Consider the following 17,530-nt stretch of genomic DNA (forward strand, 5'->3'; position numbering starts at 1 on the left):
GCGCCCGTATCCGGACGCCGCCACCAGGTGTTCACCCGATCACTGCCGCTCGGGGCGGGTTACGGTCAGGTCCACTCGTGTTCCGGTGCGCCCCAGTCGTGTTCCGGTGCGCCCCACTCGTGATCCGGTGCGCCCCAGTCGTTGTCCCGTCGCATGATTTCCTCCTACGTCGTCGTCTCTCTGATTCCTCTGGACGCACTCTAGAAAGAGCCGTTATGGATCCGCTTTAGGTGTATTTGTCGTACGGGCAGCCGTTCACGGGGGGAGACGAACAGGATCCGGATCTCCCGATCCCGCGCGGTTCCTCACCGGCCGGCAAGACCTCCAGCGCGCTCCATTCGCGTCAACGTAAGTTGACACGAGAAGGCTCGTCAACTTATGTTGACACCATGACCAGATCATCACACTCATCCCCGGTGGCCCCGGGTCCCGGCGGGGGACTCCGGCTCACCAAGGTCACGAAACGGCTGCTCCGGTGCGGTGTGGTCGCCGGTCCGCTGTTCGTCGTCGCGTTCCTCGTCGAAGGCGCGACGCGCGACGGCTACAGCGCGCTGCGCCACCCGGTGAGCTCGCTCGCGCTGGGCGACTTCGGCTGGACGCAGATCGTCAACTTCATCGTCGCGGGCCTGCTGACGGTGGCGTTCGCCGTCGGCGCGCGGCGCGCGCTGCGGTCCGCCCCGGGACCGGCCAAGGGGTCGACCGGGGGGCCGCTGCTGATCGGCCTGTGGGGGGCAGGGCTGCTGGGCGCCGGGATCTTCGTCACCGAACCGGTGAGCGGCTATCCGCAGGGGACGCCCGACCGGATGACGTACACCTCGTTGCACGGCGTGCTGCACGACGCGTTCTCGGTGCCGGCCTTCTTCGGGCTGGCCGCGGCCTGCGTGGTGTTCACCGTCCGGTTCGCGGTACGGCGCGAGCGCGGCTGGGCGCTCTACTCGGCCGTGACCGTCGTGGTGTTCCTGACCGCGTTCTTCCTGTCCGGCCGCGCCTTCGAGCAGACCGAAGGACTGGTCGAACTCGGCGGGCTGTACCAGCGGATCTCGGTCTGCGCCGGCTACGCCTGGTTGACCGCGCTGGCCGTACGCCTGCTGGGCACCCGGCCGGACTCCTCGGCCACGACCGCGGACCGCGGTGTCACGGACGCGCCCCACGACCCGGCCCGCGCGGCCAGATGAACGGGGCCGGCCAGGGCGTTCGAAGGCGGCCAGATCGTGGCCGGGCCCTTGGCAGGCGGGATCAGGGCACCTGTGGGAGGCGATGGATTACTCGTTGCCCGGCTCAGCAGTGGCAGTCGATCGCCACGGCCCGTCAGATGGCGCGTTCGAAGGTGACCAGGTCGTGGCCGGGGCCGTTGTAGTCAGGGGTCGGGCCGCCGACGGTGAAGCCCATCCGCTGGTGGAAGGCGATGGAGGTCTTGTTGGCCGGTGAGGTGACGGCCTTCACGATGTGCCGGTCGTGGCGGCGGGCGATCTCGAAGAAGTGCTCGTACATCTCGCGGGCCAGGCCGCTCGTTCTCGCGTGCGGCGCGACGCCGACGAAGTGGATGTAGGCCTGCTCCGGTTCCGACGGGGAGATGATACCGACCAGAAATCCCGCCAGCCCGACCGCGTTCTCGGAGACGAGGCTGGTGCGATGAAAATGGTCGAGGAAGAGCCGGGGCAGAATCGGCAGGATGGGACGTCCCCACCAGTCGTCGACGACGGCGGCGATGGCGTCGTAGTCGGCAGGGACGGCGGGCCGCAACCGATGTCCGTTCCGCTCGATCATGGGTTCCTCCGGGTGCGCTGGCTGTGCAGATCACGATATGCCCGGCCTTTGTGCCCTCTTGTCCGGCCAGGCGTCCGGACGTGGTGGCACAATGCGGACATGCGATGCACCCAGTGTGAGGGCACGGATCTGGAGCCGGGCTTCATCGAGGACAATGGTGAAGGGTCCCAGGGATATGGCCGTTGGATTCAGGGCGCCCTGGAGCGTGGGCCGTTCGGCGGAGCCAGACGTTTGGGGAAGCGGCGCTGGATCATTGACGCCTTCCGCTGTACCCGGTGCTCGCATCTCGAACTGTCCGTCCGCCCGAAGGACTGACCCGCCCGGTTGCGTGCCGCACATCTGGCCCTCTCGCAGGTGCCATTCCCTCGTCTGATCGTTTCGTCGCTGAGAGGGCGGTATGAGAGGGCATGGGAGTTTTGTCGTCACCTGAACGGCAACACCGGGGGCCTTGCGGTGGGAGCCTGGGGGTGCTTACTACGGCATGGGGTGCGCTCCGTCGACCTCGGCTTGCAGATGACGTAGCGGAATGTGCTGGCATGTAGCCCATGCACGCGACAGATTTTCTTGACAAGCCGCTGTCCATCGGCGAGGTCGCCGAGCTGACCTCCCTCACGCCCCGGGCCATCCGCTACTACCACGAGATCGGCCTGGTGCCCGAGCCTGACCGGAACGGCACGAGCAACCGGGCATACCGCATGGGGGAAATCACCCGACTGCTGTGGGTTCAGCGGATGACCGCAGCCGGGCTGAGCCTGGAGGCTGTCCGCGAGGCCGCTAACGCCGGCGATGACGAGCAGGTTCAGACACTCCTGACCGAGCTGGACCGCGTCCTGGCGGCCAAGGAGGAGGGGTTGCGGCAGCAGCGGGCGGTGATAGCGCGGCTCCGCGAGTTCGGCACCACCACGGGCCTGTTCACCCCCGAGGTGGCTGCCGCCTACAAGGCAGCCGGACTTGAGGTCCCCAGCAAGGACAAGCAGGAGTTCATACTCCTGCTGGAGGCGACCCTCGGCACCGGCTTCGCGCTCGACATAGTGCATGCTGAAGCCTTCCTGGAGAGCCGTCCGGGCCTCAAGGCGGAAGACTTGCGGCTGAATACGCTGTTCGAAGAGCTGGCTGACGTCCATGTCGATGACGTCCGCGTCGAGCGGTACGCCCAGGAGATGGCGGCGTACCGCGCGGCGGTGGAGGCCGCAGAGGAAGCAGCCGGCGTGCGCCCGCCGGAGCCGGACCTCAGCGAGGCCGACAAGCGGGGGATCACGCTCGGGGCTCAGGCCATGCGCACGGCGACTGTCCAGCCGTCACCTGCGCAGACCCGCGCTATGGAGCGCTACGTGGAGCTGATGATGGCCGACTACTTCGAGGAGAAGGGCCATACGGGCGCGGAGTAGCAGGCGGGTCGCCATGGGCGGTGGTCCTTCCGTGCCGGAGATCAGGCATCGAAAAGGTATGGATCACCGCGTGTAGTCGGCCTCCCCCTGGAGAGCGCACATTTCGGGTAGCTCTGAAGTGCTACGGCGTGCCGTACAGGCTGGCGGTCGTCGCGATGGCCGGTTCGTCGGTGGGACCGCCGTTCACTGTGCGAGTGGGCCGCCGACGCTGTGACCAGCAGGTATATTGCGGCATTCGGCGGGAAGGATCCCTGTTTGGGTGGCCGGCATCATGGCTCTCATGATGGGCCGCCGACCGGGGGAGGAAACATCATGGCGGGAAACAAGGCGGTCGCGTATCTCGGGCCGGGCAAGGTGAAGGTCGAGGATACCGACTACCCGGAGTTCGAGCTGAAGGACGGGCCGGGCGTCAACCCGGCGAACGTGGGACGCAAGGTCCGACACGGGGCGATCGTCAAGACCGTCGCGACCAACATCTGCGGCAGCGACCAGCACATGGTGCGTGGCCGTACCACCGCCCCGCCGGGTCTCATCCTCGGTCACGAGATCACCGGTGAGGTCGTCGAGGTGGGCCCGGACGTGGAGTTCATCAAGGTCGGGGACCTCGTGTCCGTGCCGTTCAACATCGCCTGCGGACGCTGCCGCAACTGTAAGGAGGGCAAGACCGGCATCTGCGAGAACGTGAACCCGGACCGGCCGGGCTCGGCGTACGGGTACGTCGACATGGGCGGCTGGGTCGGCGGGCAGGCCGAGTACGTGCTGGTCCCGTACGCCGACTGGAACCTGCTGAAGTTCCCCGACAAGGACCAGGCGATGGAGAAGATCCTCGACCTGGCCATGCTCGCGGACATCTTCCCGACCGGTTACCACGGCTGCGTCACCGCGGGCGTGCAGCCGGGATCGACCGTCTACATCGCCGGCGCCGGTCCTGTCGGGCTGGCCGCGGGCGCGTCGGCGCTGTTGCTGGGCGCCGCCGTGGTCATCATCGGCGACCTCAACGCCGACCGCCTGGCGCAGGCGCGCAGCTTCGGCTGCGAGACCATCGACGTGTCGGCCGGCGAGCCGAAGGACCAGATCGAGCAGATCCTCGGGGCGCCCGACGTGGACTGCGCCGTCGACGCGGTCGGGTTCGAGGCGCGCGGTCATGGCAGGGAGGCGTCGACGGAGCATCCCGCCACGGTGCTCAACACGGTGATGGACGTCACCCGGGCGGGAGGCGCGCTCGGCATCCCCGGCCTGTACGTGACCGGCGACCCGGGAGCGGCGGACGACGCGGCCAAGCACGGCTCGCTGTCGATCAAGATCGGTCTCGGCTGGGCCAAGTCGCTCTCCTTCACCACCGGCCAGTGCCCGGTGATGAGATACAACCGCCAGTTGATGCAGGCGATCCTGCACGACCGGGTGCACATCGCCAAGGCCGTCAACGCCACGCCGATCCCGCTCGACCAGGCTCCGCAGGGCTACCACGACTTCGACCAGGGGGCGGCCCGGAAGTACGTGATCGACCCGCACGGCCTTCTCGCCAAGACCGCCTAGCCTCGATGGCCGGATGATCGCCGGGCATCCCTGATCAGGGCATCCCTGATCAGGGATGCCGTCATCGGCGTCCGGCCGGCTCGGCGGCACCGGTGCGCGGAGCCGGTGCCGGCGGGTGAGATGCCCGCAGGGGCCGGGGTGCGGCGGTGTGCCGCGCCGATGGGCCGGGGCAGGCGGCGGTCTGATGAGCAGTGCTCGGGATACGAGGGATAGAGACTGCTCGTGAGGGCCCATATCGGGCGTCCGCCATAGGCTGATATAGCAGGAATTCATAGCAGTGGTCTAATCTGTTTAATTATGCCTCACGGACATCACCAGCCTCAGCTTTTACATGAACAGTCGAACGTATATGCGGTGCCAAGCCCGCAGCCGCTCCTGCGGAAGGGATCGCGAGCGGCCACGGTCCTGGTCGCGGCGTTCGCCGGGCTCACGGTCCTCGCCGGATGTGCGGGCGGAGGAGGTGGCAAACCAGATTTGGTCAGTTCGTCCGACGATAAGGTCAACAGTTCAAATGCCATCCCCTCACCGAACGCCGACGAGAAGACCGCGCTGATGGAAGGGCTCGTCGCGATCGATGCGGCGCTGGATCACAACCGGTCGATCGACAGAGCACTGGAGACCTGCAAGGAGGTGCGGACCGGCGTGGAACAGGCGGATGTGGTCGCCCGGATCCAGGAACGGTTCGGCACCAACGGCGCTCAGATCAACAAGACCGAGGCCGGGCGTATCAAGACGTTGGTCGAAGGCACGTTCTGCCGAGCCGGCTAATCCTGAGCGGACACTCGGGACCGGTTCGAATACACGGCATGCAATTCGTGCCGTGCAATTCTCTAATTCCCGCCCGCGTTGACGAGTCGGTAGTGGCGGTGTTCATCGTTCCGGTGGAAGGCCGGCCTGCTCACGCGTACGCGTTGAGCACGCGCCGGCACCCACCGTGGGCTCCGTTTTGCGAAAATCCCGTACGGCGTGGGCGAAGCCGGCGGGATTTTCGTCGTGCACCCGATAGCCGCGGCCGGGCGGTTCGCGTCGACCTCAAGGCGCAACTCGCCCAGGTGCCGAAATCCCATGGGCGAGGCTCGCGCAGACCGGGCGGGTGCGGGTGGCGTAGGAGGGCGGCCGTGATGCCGAGACCGGCGAAGGCCGGTCCGCCGAATTCGATCATCCAGGTGGCGCCGGTGCCACAGGCGGTCAGGCCGAGGGCGCCGATCAGGAGGAGGGCCGTCACTTTACGCTTGGTGGGGGGTCTTTCCTATCGAGACGACGGTTCGGGTGTGCCTGGCCTGTTCCGCAGCCCAGACCACCCGGTGCGTGGCGAGGCTGGCTTGTGCGTCGGTCGAGACCAGGGCCGGGTTGTTGTCGCGGACGGCGGCGATGAACGCCTCCATCAGCGCTCCGTCACCCCCTCCGTGCCCGGAGGCGGCCGAGGCGTCCGCTCCGGAGAGGGCGTCGACCACCGACACCTCATCGGTGATGAAGTCGTGGACGCGGAGTGTCTCGCCGTCGCACTCGATCGAGCCGTGCGTGCCGAAGATCCTGGTCTTCCTGTGCTCGAGCGCGCCGAACGCGGTCATGGTGCAGGTGGCGCTCGTGCCGTCGGCGAACTCCATGATCACCACCTGACTGTCGACCACGTCGTTGTCGCAGGCGTAGACGCATCTGCCGTACGGGCCCTCGCGCAGGGCCGTGAGCACGCCCTCCTCGGTGAAGTCGCGGGTGATCGCGCCAAGCGGCCAGACGTGCCGGTCCGGATCGGCGAGGCACTCCATGTACAACCGCCTGGCCGAGTAGGGGCAGGTGGGTTCTATCGAGCAGTCCAGGCATCGGTCGGCAGCCCCTGCGGGCTTGCTCTCCTCGGTGAAGTGGACGAGCTTGCCGAAGGAGGAGACCCGCTCGGGCACATCGCCCTTGATGTGCACGAGCCAGTCGAGATCATGGCAGGCCTTGGCGAGTAGCATCGGGGCCGACTCAGCCTCGTTGCGCCAGTTCCCCCGCACGAAGGAGTGTGCCTGGTGCCACCAGCCGACCTGCTCCAGGTGCTGGATGTTCATGATCTGGCCGATCCTGCCCTCGTCCAGGAGCTCCTTGAGCCTCATGGTGTAGGGCGCGTAGCGCAGCACATGGCAGACCGCCAGGATCACGCCGTTGCGGTCGGCGGCCTCGGCGATGGCCTCGGCGTCCTCCGCCGTCGGCGCCATCGGCTTCTCCAGCAGGATGTGGTAACCCAGCTCGGCCGCGCGTACGGCGGGCTGGAGGTGCAGGCGGTCCTGCGTGGCCACGATCACCGCGTCGGCCAGCCGCCCGTCGGCCAGCAGGTCCCGCCAGTCGGCGAAGACGCGCTCGGCCGGGATGCCGTGCTCGGCCGCGAAGTCCGCCCGCCTGCCCTGGTCGGGCTCGGCCACGGCCACGACCTCGGCCAACCCGCCCTGGCGCGCCAGCCTGGCGTAACCGGTGCCTCGCAGGCCCGCCCCAATGACGGCAAGAGTGACCATCCGCATCCCCTATGAGTTTGCACATTACTAATGAAGGATGTTTTTATTTCTACGGTGCAGCATCTGTCAAGGGGGCAAGCGTGACAATTCGCGGCGGCGACACCTCGCGGCTTCGCCGGATCAATCTTGCGACGACGCTCCGCACGGTCCGGTCGCAGGGGCCGCTCGGACTGACCGACCTGGCCAAGGCGGCCGCGCTCTCCAGGCCGACCGTCGAGAGCTTGGTCGAGGAGCTGCTGGCGGCGGGCTGGCTCAGGGAGCTGCCACCGGAGAGCGGCCAGATGGGACGGCCGGCCAGGTTGTTCGCCTTCCACGCGACGGGCGCCCACGTGCTCGGGATCGACATCGGCTCCTACACGGTCAGGGCCGGCGTCGCCGATCTGGAGGGCACGGTCGTGGCCGCGCACGTCGAGCGGATCGCCGCCACCGCCGGCCGCGCCGAGCGACTGGCGGGTCTCAGGACGGCGGTCGCGGCCGCGCTGGAGGCCGGTGGGCTGACCGTCGACCGCATCGCCGCGGTTTGCGCGGGCACCACCGGGGTGGTGACCGCCGAGGGCGTGGTGAGGCTGTCGGTCGCCCTTCCCGAGTGGACCGGGCTCGATCTGGCGGGCGAACTGCGCGCGAGCTTCGACTGCCCCGCGCTGGTGGAGAACGACTGCAACCTGGCCGCGCTCGCCGAGCGTTGGCGCGGCCAGGCCGGGAGCGTCGACGACCTGGTGTTCGTGCTGTCCGGCGTGCGCACGGGCGCTGGCATCGTGGTGAACGGCAAGCTGCTCAAAGGCGCCAGGGGCGGCGCGGGCGAGATCGGCGCGCTGCCGCTGGTCGGCTGGCACCGCGCGCCCGTCCATCTGACCGGTTTCCAGGGCCTGCCGCCCGGCACTGCGCCATTGGACGCCGCCGCCCAGGTCTTCGCCGCGGCCAGGTCCGGCGACCCGGCCGCGCAGTGGGCGGTCGAGCAATACGCGCGTGACCTGGCGGAAGGCATCGCCGCCTTGGTGCTGACCGTAGATCCCGAGCTGGTGGTGCTCGGCGGTGGCGTCTCGCGCTCGGGCGACGTGCTGCTTGCGCCGGTGCGCCGGCATCTGGACCCGTTCTGCCTCGAACCTCCCGTGGTGGCGATCTCCGATCTGGGGGAGCAGGCCGTGGTCCTGGGTGCGGTACGGCGCGCGCTCGATCACGTCGACGCCCGCCTCTACGACTTCGACGCTCCCCTCCCGAAGCCATTCTCCTGACGACCACGCCCCCGCTTATTGAAGAGTTGATGATTACTGAGCGAGAGGGTTCCCTGAACGGGTTCACTCCTCCTCATGACGAGTGTGCGGGCGGCGCAGTGTAAGGGGAGGGCTCGAAGTCGCATGCCTACTTATGATGTGTTCTTGTGTAAGTCTGGTCATCAAGGGTGTACCCGCCTGGCGGTCCACTGTCGGACGGTCCGGCCGCCGTCGGCTTCGCCGTGTCCAGGTCGACGTCCGTCCAGCGCAGCCCGGCCTGGGTCTGAGGGTGCCGTCGACAATTCGGGGGCGCGCCGGTGGGCAGGTGTTGCTCTTACCGGCGTGGTCGGGGATTGTCTACTGTCTGGGCTCTGGAGGTGTCGATGAAGGTCGTCGGAAGTGCTCTGCTCGGGGTCGAACGGAGGCGGCTGTGGACCGCGCTGCGCGATCCGGCGGTGCTGGTGACCACGATTCCCGGCTGCGAGCGGCTCGAAGCGCTCGGTGACGACGCCTACCGGATGACGGTCAGCGCGGGGGTCGCCTCGATCAAGGGGGTCTACCAGGGCGAGGTGGCGCTGTCCGATCTCGACGAGCCGGGTGCTTTCGTCCTCAAGGCCAGTGGTCAGGGCGCGCCCGGAACCGTCGACGCGACCGTTCAGGTACGGCTGACCGATGCCGAGGGCGGCACCCGGGTCGACTACGACGCCGAGGCGGTCGTCGGCGGCATGATCGGCGGGGTGGGGCAGCGCATGCTCGGGTCGGTGGCCAAGCGCACCGCCGCCGAGTTCTTCACCGCGGTCGAGTCCCATCTCACGGCTCTGGCCGCCCCGGTGGGGGAGCCGCCCGCCGTCGCGGGTACGGCGACGCCCATCGTCTCGGGTACGGCGACGCCCATCGTGCCGGGTATGGCGGAGCACGGGGCGGTGGCCGGTGAACCGGGGCGGCCCGTCTATTCGCGTCCCGGCAAGGAGGTGCGTCCCGGGGTGCCCGCGTGGTCGTTGCTCGCGGCCTTCGGCATGGGCGCGGGGGTCGCTCTCGGCAGCGCCGTCATCGGGTGGCTGCTCGGTCGTGGCGGCCGCCGGGGCTGACCGGGCCGCTCGCCGTGCAGGGGCCGGCGGGCTGACCCGGGGCCGCTCGGCGTACAGGGCTGAGCGCTGACGGGTGGCTCGCTGTACAGGGCTGAGCGTTGACGGGTGGCTCGCCGTACAGGGCTGAGCGTTGACGGGGTCGTTCGGCGTACAAGGCCGGGCGTTGACGGGGTCGCTCGCCGTACAGGAGGCGTCGGGCTGCTCGTCGTGCCAGGGGCGGCGGGGCTGACGGGGTCGCTCGCCGTGCCAGGGCTGCGCGCTGGAGGGCGGTCCTTGCCGTTCCGTGTGTTCTCGGTCGCCCGGTTTCGAGGTCGGTGGTGCGCCGCGTGCGGTGGAACCGTCGGCGCCAGGTCCGGTGATTTGTCTCTTGCGTCCGGTTCTCTCTGTTGGTATAACGTTTCACTGGGTCGTGAAAACGTTATACCAACAGAAGTTCGGCAGCAGGGGATGAGGAGATCGCTGGTGCGCACGATCGAGCGACACTACGAGGACATCGAGATCGGTGAGGTCCGCCGGACCATGGGGCGCACCATCACGGAGTCCGACATCGTGCTGCACGCCGGTCAGACCGGCGACTGGTTCCCGCACCACGTGGACGCCGAATGGTGTGCCGCCCAGCCGTTCGGCGCCCGGATCGCGCACGGCACGCTGATCCTCTCGGTCGCGGTGGGGATGACCGCCGGTGACATCAACCCCGCCTCGATGAGCTACGGCTACGACCGCATCCGCTTCATCCGGCCGGTGCACATCGGCGACACCATCACGGTGGCCGCCGAGATCACCGCCAAGCGCGCCCATCCCCGGCGCGCCGACGCGGGTTTCGTCGAGGAGACCGTGACGGTCGCCAACCAGCGCGGCGAGGTGGTCCTGTCACTGGTCCACCTCTACCTCGTCGGCCACCGCCCCGCGGTGCGGGCGTGAAGGGCCGTCGCGCGCCGGGCCTGTCGGCGGTCGCCGAGCGGGCCGGGGTGTCGGTCTCGCTGGTGTCCCGGATCCTCACCGGTGACGCCACCCTCAGGGTTCGCGACGACACCCGGCAGCGGGTGATCCAGGCGGCCGAAGAGCTCAAGTACGTTCCCCACGTCTCGGCCCGTGCCCTGCGGCTGGCCAAGGCCGGGGCGATCGGCCTGGTCGTGCAGGACGTGAGCAACCCGATCCACGCCGAGATCATCCGCGGCGCCCAGCTCGCCACGGCCGCCCACGGACAGGTGCTGCTGCTCGCCGACTCGCCGGAACTCGCCTCCAACGCCCAGGCGTTCGACCGGCTGATCGGCGAGGGGCGCATCGACGGTCTGCTCTGGCAGAGCAGCGGCCTCGACTTCGACGACGAACTGGCCTCGCGCGCCGCCGGCCATCTGCCGACCATCCTGGTCAACAACCGGCCCCGGGCGGGCGTCCCGGGAATCCGGCTCGCCGACGAGGAGGCCGCCGCGCTCGCCGTCGAGCACCTCATCGAGCTCGGCCACCGCGACATCGGGTTCGTCGGCGGCCGTGCGGTCACCGACATCTCCGTGCGCCGCCTGGCCGGCTTCCGCGAGGCGATGGATCGGCACGGGTTGCCGATCCGGCCCGAATGGATCATCGCGCAGGAGTGGGACGCCGCCGCCGGCCACGCGGCGATGACCTCGCTGCTCGCCTGCCCGCGACTTCCCACCGCGGTCTTCGTGGCCAACGTGGTGGTGGCCGTCGGCGCGCTGGCCGCGGCTCGCGAGCACGGCGTCGGCGTGCCGGGCGACCTGTCGATGATCGCCGTCCACGACGCGTGGTTCGTCGAGCACGGCGCTCCGCCGCTGACCACGGTCCTGCTTCCGTTGCGCGAGCTCGGCCGGCGCGCGGTGGAACTGGTCCTCGGCGACGACCTCGACGGTCCCGAGGGCGGCCATCTCATCACCGATCCACCCCCGCGACTGGTCGTGCGCGGTTCGACCGGCCGTCCCTGAACCTCTCCGATTGGACCTTCGATGACCCATCTGCGTGGCATGACGTGGAACCACCCCCGCGGCATGTCCTCGATCCAGGCCGCGACGACCGCGTTCCTCGCCGGGCACCCGGGCATCACGGTCGAATGGCACGCGCGGGCGCTGCGGGAGTTCGAGGACACCCCGGTGACCGAGCTGGCGGCCCGCTACGACCTGCTCGCGATCGACCACCCGTTCACCGGCCAGGCGGCCGCAAGCCGTGCCCTGCTTCCGCTGGAGGAGATCCTGCCGCCCGAGGTGCTGGACGAGCAGCGGGCCAACAGCGTCGGCCCGAGCTTTCGCAGCTACTCGATGGACGGCTCGCAGTGGGCGTTGCCGATGGACGCCGCCGCGCAGGTGAGCGCGTACCGGCCGGACCTGCTGCCCGGCGCGCCCCCGCGCACCCTCGCGGAGGCGCTGGACCTGCTGCGAAACCTCCCCGCCGGAGTGTCCGCGCAGATCCCGGCCAACCCGACGCACCTCTGGTCCTCGTTCCTCTCGCTGTGCCAGCATCAGGCCGCCGACGTGTCGAGCGGGAACGGCCACAACGGCGGGCGTCCCGCGTGGTGGCCGGAGACCGGGATCGAGCCCGGCGTCGCCGCGGACGGCCTGGCCCTGCTGCGGGAACTGCTGGGCCTGGTGGACCCGGTCTCCTTCGACCGTGACCCGATCCAGACGCTGGACGGCATGGCCGCCGGCGAGCCGGTGGGCTACGCGCCGCTGATCTTCGGCTACTCCAACTACGCCCGCAGCGGCTTCGGCCGGCACCTGGTGAGATTCGCCGACGCGCCGGTACGGCACGGCACCATGCTGGGCGGCGTCGGCCTGGCGATCTCCGCCCGGTGCGCCGGAATGCCCGCCGCGACGGCGGCGGCGGAGCTGGCGTCCTGGGTGGTGTCCCGGTCGTGTCAGACGGGGATCTTCGCCACCGCCGGCGGACAGCCCGGGCATCGGGCCGCCTGGAACGATCCAGAGCTGAACCGGCTGACCCACGGCTTCTTCGACGGCACCCTCGCCACCCTCGACCGCGCCTTCCTGCGCGACCGCACGCCCGGATATCCGCTGTTCCAGCAGCGGGCCGGTGAGCTGCTGCACCGGATGGTGTCCCGCGGCGAGTCCGACACCGCCGTCGTCACCGCGATCGGCGAGCTGTGGCGGGAGGTGATCGCGCCGTGAGCACTCTCGCCGCGCTGGCACGGCAGGCGCACGAGCGGCACGCGGAGCTCCCCGCCGTCCACGACGGCACCCGCTGGCTGACGTTCGGGGAACTGGGCGCCGGTGCTCGCGCCATCGCCGTACGGCTGCGCGAGCGGGGCGCCCGGACCGGCGACCGGGTGGTGATCGCCCTGCACAACCAGGCCGCGATCCTGCGGATCGAGCACGCGCTGTTCCTGTCCGGCCTCGTCCGGGTGGCGGTCAGCAGCCGGCTGCACGGGCGTGAGATCGCGGGCATCGCTGATGACTGCCAGGCCGCGGTGGTGATCTGCGAACCGGAGCACCTCGAGGCGCTGGTGAGCGCGGCGCCGCCGGCCCGCGTGCTGGTGGTGGACGCGCCCGGCGGGAGCGGCGCGCTCGACCTCGCCGACCTGATCGCCCTACCCGGGGAGCCGGTGCGGTTCGACGTCGCCGACCCCGAGCCGGACGCCCCGGCCGCGCTGATGTACACCTCCGGGACGACCGGGGATCCCAAGGGCGCGGTCGTCACCCACCGCATGTGGCTCGCCATGATCAGGGCGCTGTCGGAGAACCTGCCGGTGCGCGGTCCCGGCGACGTCGTGCTGCACGTGGCGCCCATGAGCCACTTCGGCGGTTCGGTCGGTTCGGCGTACACCTTCGCGGGCGCCGCCGTCGTGCCGCTGCTGCGCTTCGAGGCCGGTGCGGTGTTCGCGGCGGTCGAGAGGTTCGGCGTCACGGTGCTCCCGCTGGTGCCGACCATGCTCAAGGAGCTGACCGTGGCCGCCGAGGCCGTGCCCGCCCCCGGGATCTTCGGCGGCCTCACCGCCGTGCCGTACGGCGGGTCGGCGATCTCCGTGCCGGCGGCGGTCCGCGCCACCCAGGTGTTCGGCGACGTGCTGTACCAGTGCTACGGGCTGAGCGAGGCGCTCGCTCCGCTCACCGTGCTCTCCGCGGCCGACCACCGGCGCGGCGGTGACCGGCTGGCGTCCGCGGGCCGGCCGGTGAGCGGGGTGGAGGTCGAGGTCGTCGACGTGGCGGACCGTCCGGTGCCCGCCGGCGAGACCGGCGAGGTGCGGGTGCGCGGCGACGCGGTGATGCCGGGCTACTGGAACCGTCCGGAGCAGTCCGCCGAGGTGCTCGGGGCCGGCGGCTGGTTCCGCACGGGCGACGTCGGCCGGTTCGACGGCGAGGGGTACCTGTACCTCGTCGACCGGCGCCGGGACGTGATCGTGTCGGGCGGCTTCAACGTGTATCCCGGCGAGGTCGAGCGGGCCATCGCCGAGTTGCCGAGCGTGCACGAGGTCGTGGTGTTCGGCGTGCCGCACGCGCGCTGGGGCGAGGCGGTGGCCGCCGCCGTGGTCCCCGCCCCCGGCTGCCACCCGACGGCGGACGACGTCGTCACCGCCTGCCGTAACAGGCTCGCGAGCTACAAGAAACCGTTGTTCGTCGACTTCGTCGGCGAGCTGCCGCTGTCCAGCACCGGCAAGATCAACCGGCGGGAGATACGCGACCGCTACTGGTCGGCCGGGGGCAGGCATGTCGGCGAATGATTCGGAGGATCACATGACCGAGACACGCGGGGCCCGACCGGTCGCGCCCGAGCGGGAGCGGGGAATCCGCTACCGCTGGGGTGTGCTGTCCATGAACTTCCTCGTTCTTGGGCTGAACTACGCGGACCGGGCGGCGATCGGGGTGGCCGCACCGGTCATCATCGCCGAGTACGGCTTCAGCATGTCCACCTGGGGGTGGATCTCGGCGGTGTTCTTCGTCGGATATGCCCCCTTCTGCTTCGTGGGCGGGTACACCTCCGACAGGTTCGGGCCGCGCAAGGTGATGGCGTGGGCGATCGCCTGGTGGTCGCTGTTCACGGCCCTCACGGCGGCCGGGTTCAGCGCCGTCAGCTTTATGATCATCCGGTTCCTGTTCGGCTTCGGCGAGGGACCGCAGGCCGCGGTCACGGCCAAGACCATGTCCAACTGGTTCCCGCAGCGGCAGTTCGGCACGGCGCTGGGTCTGTCGCAGGCGTCCACCCCGCTCGGCGGGGCGATCGGCACGCCGCTCGTGGTGGCGCTGATGGCCGCCTTCAACGGCAACTGGCGGGCTCCGTTCATCTGTCTCGGCGCACTCGGCGTGTTCTTCGTCATCGGCTGGTGGATCGTCGTACGCGACAAGCCGTCGGAGCACCCCCGGGTCGGCCCCGCCGAGGCGGCGGAGATGGCCGCCGACGAGCGTGCGCAGGACGCCACCCGTCTCGGGAACGGCGCGGACGACGACGCGCCCCTGCTGAGCTACCTGCGCAAGCCGCTGGTGCTGACCACCGCGTTGAGCTACTTCGGGTACGCCTGGGTGCTCTACACCTTCCTCACCTGGTTCCCGGTCTTCCTCACCGAGGCGCACGGCGTCGAACTGGAAGGGCTGGCGGTCGCCGGCGCGCTGCCGTGGGTGGCCGGTTTCCTGGGCCTGGCCCTCGGCGGCGTCTTCACCGACGCGCTCGGGCGGCGGTTCGGAGTGTTCGCCGCCCGCAAGTGGACCATCGTGATCGGACTGATCGTGGTGGCGCTCGCCTTCACCCCCGTCGGGCTGGTCGACTCCACCGCCGCGGCGGTCGCGCTGATGGGCGCGGTGGTGTTCGTGCTCTACGTCGTCGGGGCCCAGTTCTTCGCCCTCATCGGACCGGCCATCCCCAAGGCACGGTTCGGATCGGTCTCCGGTTTCATCCACTTCATCGCCAACCTGTCCGGCATCTTCGCCCCGGTCGTGGTCGGCTACCTGGTGGAGGACAGCGAGTCCTGGGTGCTCGCCTTCGGGATCTCGGCCCTGATCGCCGGCATCCCCGCCGTGCTCCTGGCGCTGTTCGGCCGTGCCGCCCGCCTCGCATCCACCGCCACCAAGAACTAGCCACCAAGAACTTAGGGAGGACCTCATGCCCGAAGCACTCGACGGAATCCGCATCCTCGACTTCACCCAGATGATGCTCGGTCCGTACGGCACGCAACTGCTGGCCGATCTCGGCGCCGACGTCATCAAGGTGGAACGAATGGGCGGTGAGTGGGAACGCGGTCTGGAGATGATGGGCGAGCTGGTGGCCGGCGACTCGGCGGCCTTCCTGGCCATGAACCGCAACAAGCGCTCGATCGCGGTGGACCTGAAGGCGCCCGCCGTACGTGCCGCCCTGCTCAAGCTCGCCGAAACGTGTGACGTGGTGGTGGAGAACTTCCGGCCCGGTGTGCTCGACCGGCTGGGCCTCGGCTACGACGACTTCAAGGCCGTCAAGCCGGACATCGTCTACTGCTCGGGCTCAGGCTGGGGCAGGGACACGGTGTTCGCCGAGCAGCGGCGTCCGGGCCAGGACCTGTTGATTCAGGCGATGTCCGGCCTGGCCGCGGCGGGCGGGCGGGCCGGCGACCCGCCGACCCCGGCCGGCACGTCCATCGTCGACGCGTCCACGGCGCTGTGCCTCGCCAACGGGATCCTCGCCGCCCTCCTCGCACGGGCCAGGCACGGCCTGGGGCAGCGCGTCGAAGTGGATCTGTACTCCACCGCGATCGCCCTGCAGTGCCAGGAGATCTCCGCGATGGTCAACCAGCGTCAGGACTGGGAACGTTCCAGCACCGGGATCGGCCAGGCGTGGCTGTCGGCCCCGTTCGGCGTCTACCGTGCCTCCGACGGCTGGTTCGCGCTGGCCATGGCCCCGGCCGGCGAGGTCGCCGGGCTCCTCGGGGCCGAGGGCGTCGACGCGCTCGACGCGTGGGCCGACCGCGACGAGATCAAGGAGCGGCTGGAGCGGGTCACCGCGACCAGGCCGGTGGCCGAACTGGTCGACCTCCTGCTGCCGCGGGGCATCTGGTGCGCGCCGGTGCGCACCACCCGTGAGGCCGTCGACGAGCTGCGCGAGCAGGGCCACGACATGATCGTCGAAGTCGAGCATCCGCGCGCCGGCAAGCTGGAGCTCATCGGCTGCCCGGTGCGGCTGTCGGAGACGCCGTGGCGGCTGCGCCACGCGCCGCCGGTGACCGGTCAGCACACCGACGAGGTGCTCGGCGAGGTTCTCTCGGCCGGCGAGATCGCCGCCCTGCGGCGGGACATGGCCGCGCAGTGAACGGGGAACGGCGGGTCCACGAGCATCTCGTCGAGACGTGCGAGGGAGCCGTGGCGGTGCTCCGCATCGACCGCGAGGAAGCGCTGGGCGCGCTGTCGAAGAGCATGGTCGGCGCGCTCGGTGACTATCTTCGCGGGCTGCGCGGCCGTACCGACGTCCGGGTGCTGGTCCTCACCGGCACCGGCCGGGGTTTCGTCGCCGGCGCCGACATCGGCGAGTACCACGGTGTCGACCTGCCCGCCTTCGACGCCTACCAGCGGTTGTCCCGCTCGGTGTTCGAGGAGCTGGAGCAGCTCCCGCAGCCCGTCATCGCCGCGGTCAACGGCTACGCGCTCGGCGGCGGTTTCGAGGTGGCCCTGTGCTGCGACCTCATCATCGCCTCCGAGCACGCCCGGTTCGGGCTGCCGGAGGTCAAGCTGGGCCTGCTGCCCGGCGGTGGCGGCACCCAGCGCCTCTCCCGCGCGATCGGCACACGGGCGACCAAGGAACTGGTGATGACCGGCCGCGTCATGAAGGCGGACGAGGCCGACCGTCTCCGCCTGCTGCACCGCGTCGTCCCGGCGGCGGACCTCCTGCCGACGGCCCTCGCGCTGGCTCAGGAGATCGCCGCACGGGCTCCCCTCGCGGTCCGTGAGGCCAAGCGCCTGATCGATGACGGCGTCCAGCAGTCCCTGGGCGCCGCGCTCAGCACCGAACAGTCCGTGCTGTCCCGGTTGTTCGCCACGGCGGACGCCGCCGAGGGCATCGACGCCTTCGTCGCCAAACGGGATCCACGCTTTTCCGGCCACTGACCGCTGTTTGGGGTCGTTGTGACGGAG

At 70.0% G+C, this 17,530-nt stretch carries 15 protein-coding genes; 13 read left to right on the forward strand and 2 right to left on the reverse strand.

Annotated features, from left to right (window positions below):
- Positions 1–389 precede the first annotated feature (389 nt).
- On the forward strand, positions 390–1,175 hold the full coding sequence (locus MBA17_RS12445) for a DUF998 domain-containing protein (protein WP_238496554.1): 786 nt from the start codon (positions 390–392) through the stop codon (positions 1,173–1,175).
- Positions 1,176–1,308: 133 nt separating this feature from the next.
- Here the strand turns inward: MBA17_RS12445 and MBA17_RS12450 are convergent, their stop codons facing one another.
- Entirely contained in the window at positions 1,309–1,767 is a 459-nt protein-coding gene (locus MBA17_RS12450; protein ID WP_238496555.1) for a GNAT family N-acetyltransferase, read from the reverse strand.
- A 545-nt stretch (positions 1,768–2,312) separates the two neighbouring features.
- Here MBA17_RS12450 and MBA17_RS12455 point away from each other — a divergent pair.
- The 3 genes from MBA17_RS12455 (at position 2,313) to MBA17_RS12465 (ending at position 5,459) form a co-directional block, all read left to right on the forward strand.
- A complete protein-coding gene (locus MBA17_RS12455; RefSeq protein ID WP_238496556.1) occupies positions 2,313–3,155 on the forward strand; it encodes a helix-turn-helix domain-containing protein in 843 nt (280 codons plus the stop codon).
- 312 nt (positions 3,156–3,467) lie between these two features.
- A complete protein-coding gene (fdhA, locus tag MBA17_RS12460) occupies positions 3,468–4,691 on the forward strand; it encodes a formaldehyde dehydrogenase, glutathione-independent (protein WP_238496557.1) in 1,224 nt (407 codons plus the stop codon).
- 474 nt (positions 4,692–5,165) lie between these two features.
- A complete protein-coding gene (locus MBA17_RS12465) occupies positions 5,166–5,459 on the forward strand; it encodes a hypothetical protein (RefSeq protein WP_238496558.1) in 294 nt (97 codons plus the stop codon).
- A gap of 458 nt (positions 5,460–5,917) precedes the next feature.
- Here the strand turns inward: MBA17_RS12465 and MBA17_RS12470 are convergent, their stop codons facing one another.
- Positions 5,918–7,180 carry a Gfo/Idh/MocA family protein gene (locus MBA17_RS12470; protein ID WP_455432748.1) on the reverse strand — a complete coding sequence of 421 codons (1,263 nt, stop codon included), beginning with the start codon at positions 7,178–7,180 and terminating at the stop codon, positions 5,918–5,920.
- 80 nt (positions 7,181–7,260) lie between these two features.
- Between MBA17_RS12470 and MBA17_RS12475 the strand changes: the two genes are divergently transcribed.
- The 9 genes from MBA17_RS12475 to MBA17_RS12515 all read left to right on the forward strand — a co-directional run bounded on the left by MBA17_RS12475 (position 7,261) and on the right by MBA17_RS12515 (position 17,503).
- Complete coding sequence (locus tag MBA17_RS12475; protein ID WP_238496560.1) at positions 7,261–8,412, forward strand: ROK family transcriptional regulator; 1,152 nt, start codon at positions 7,261–7,263, stop codon at positions 8,410–8,412.
- A 362-nt stretch (positions 8,413–8,774) separates the two neighbouring features.
- Positions 8,775–9,479, forward strand: a complete 705-nt coding sequence (locus MBA17_RS12480; protein ID WP_238496561.1) for an SRPBCC family protein — start codon at positions 8,775–8,777, stop codon at positions 9,477–9,479.
- A 462-nt stretch (positions 9,480–9,941) separates the two neighbouring features.
- Positions 9,942–10,400 (forward strand): MaoC family dehydratase, encoded by a 459-nt coding sequence (locus MBA17_RS12485; RefSeq protein ID WP_238496562.1) that lies wholly within the window; start codon positions 9,942–9,944, stop codon positions 10,398–10,400.
- A complete protein-coding gene (locus MBA17_RS12490) occupies positions 10,397–11,419 on the forward strand; it encodes a LacI family DNA-binding transcriptional regulator (RefSeq protein ID WP_238496563.1) in 1,023 nt (340 codons plus the stop codon). The genes MBA17_RS12485 and MBA17_RS12490 overlap by 4 nt, the downstream gene beginning before the upstream one ends.
- A gap of 21 nt (positions 11,420–11,440) precedes the next feature.
- Positions 11,441–12,613, forward strand: a complete 1,173-nt coding sequence (locus MBA17_RS12495) for an extracellular solute-binding protein (RefSeq protein WP_238496564.1) — start codon at positions 11,441–11,443, stop codon at positions 12,611–12,613.
- On the forward strand, positions 12,610–14,163 hold the full coding sequence (locus tag MBA17_RS12500; protein ID WP_238496565.1) for a class I adenylate-forming enzyme family protein: 1,554 nt from the start codon (positions 12,610–12,612) through the stop codon (positions 14,161–14,163). Before MBA17_RS12495 ends, MBA17_RS12500 begins: the two co-directional genes overlap by 4 nt.
- Positions 14,164–14,176: 13 nt before the next feature.
- Positions 14,177–15,511: an MFS transporter gene (locus MBA17_RS12505; RefSeq protein WP_238496566.1), complete on the forward strand. Its 1,335-nt coding sequence runs from the start codon at positions 14,177–14,179 to the stop codon at positions 15,509–15,511.
- Between the two features lie 25 nt (positions 15,512–15,536).
- Entirely contained in the window at positions 15,537–16,712 is a 1,176-nt protein-coding gene (locus tag MBA17_RS12510) for a CaiB/BaiF CoA transferase family protein (RefSeq protein WP_238496567.1), read from the forward strand.
- Complete coding sequence (locus tag MBA17_RS12515) at positions 16,709–17,503, forward strand: enoyl-CoA hydratase/isomerase family protein (RefSeq protein WP_238496568.1); 795 nt, start codon at positions 16,709–16,711, stop codon at positions 17,501–17,503. Before MBA17_RS12510 ends, MBA17_RS12515 begins: the two co-directional genes overlap by 4 nt.
- Positions 17,504–17,530: the final 27 nt, after the last annotated feature.

Origin of the sequence: Dolomitihabitans soli (genome assembly GCF_022213955.1) — a bacterium.
GTDB lineage: Bacteria > Actinomycetota > Actinomycetes > Streptosporangiales > Streptosporangiaceae > Streptosporangium_A > Streptosporangium_A soli.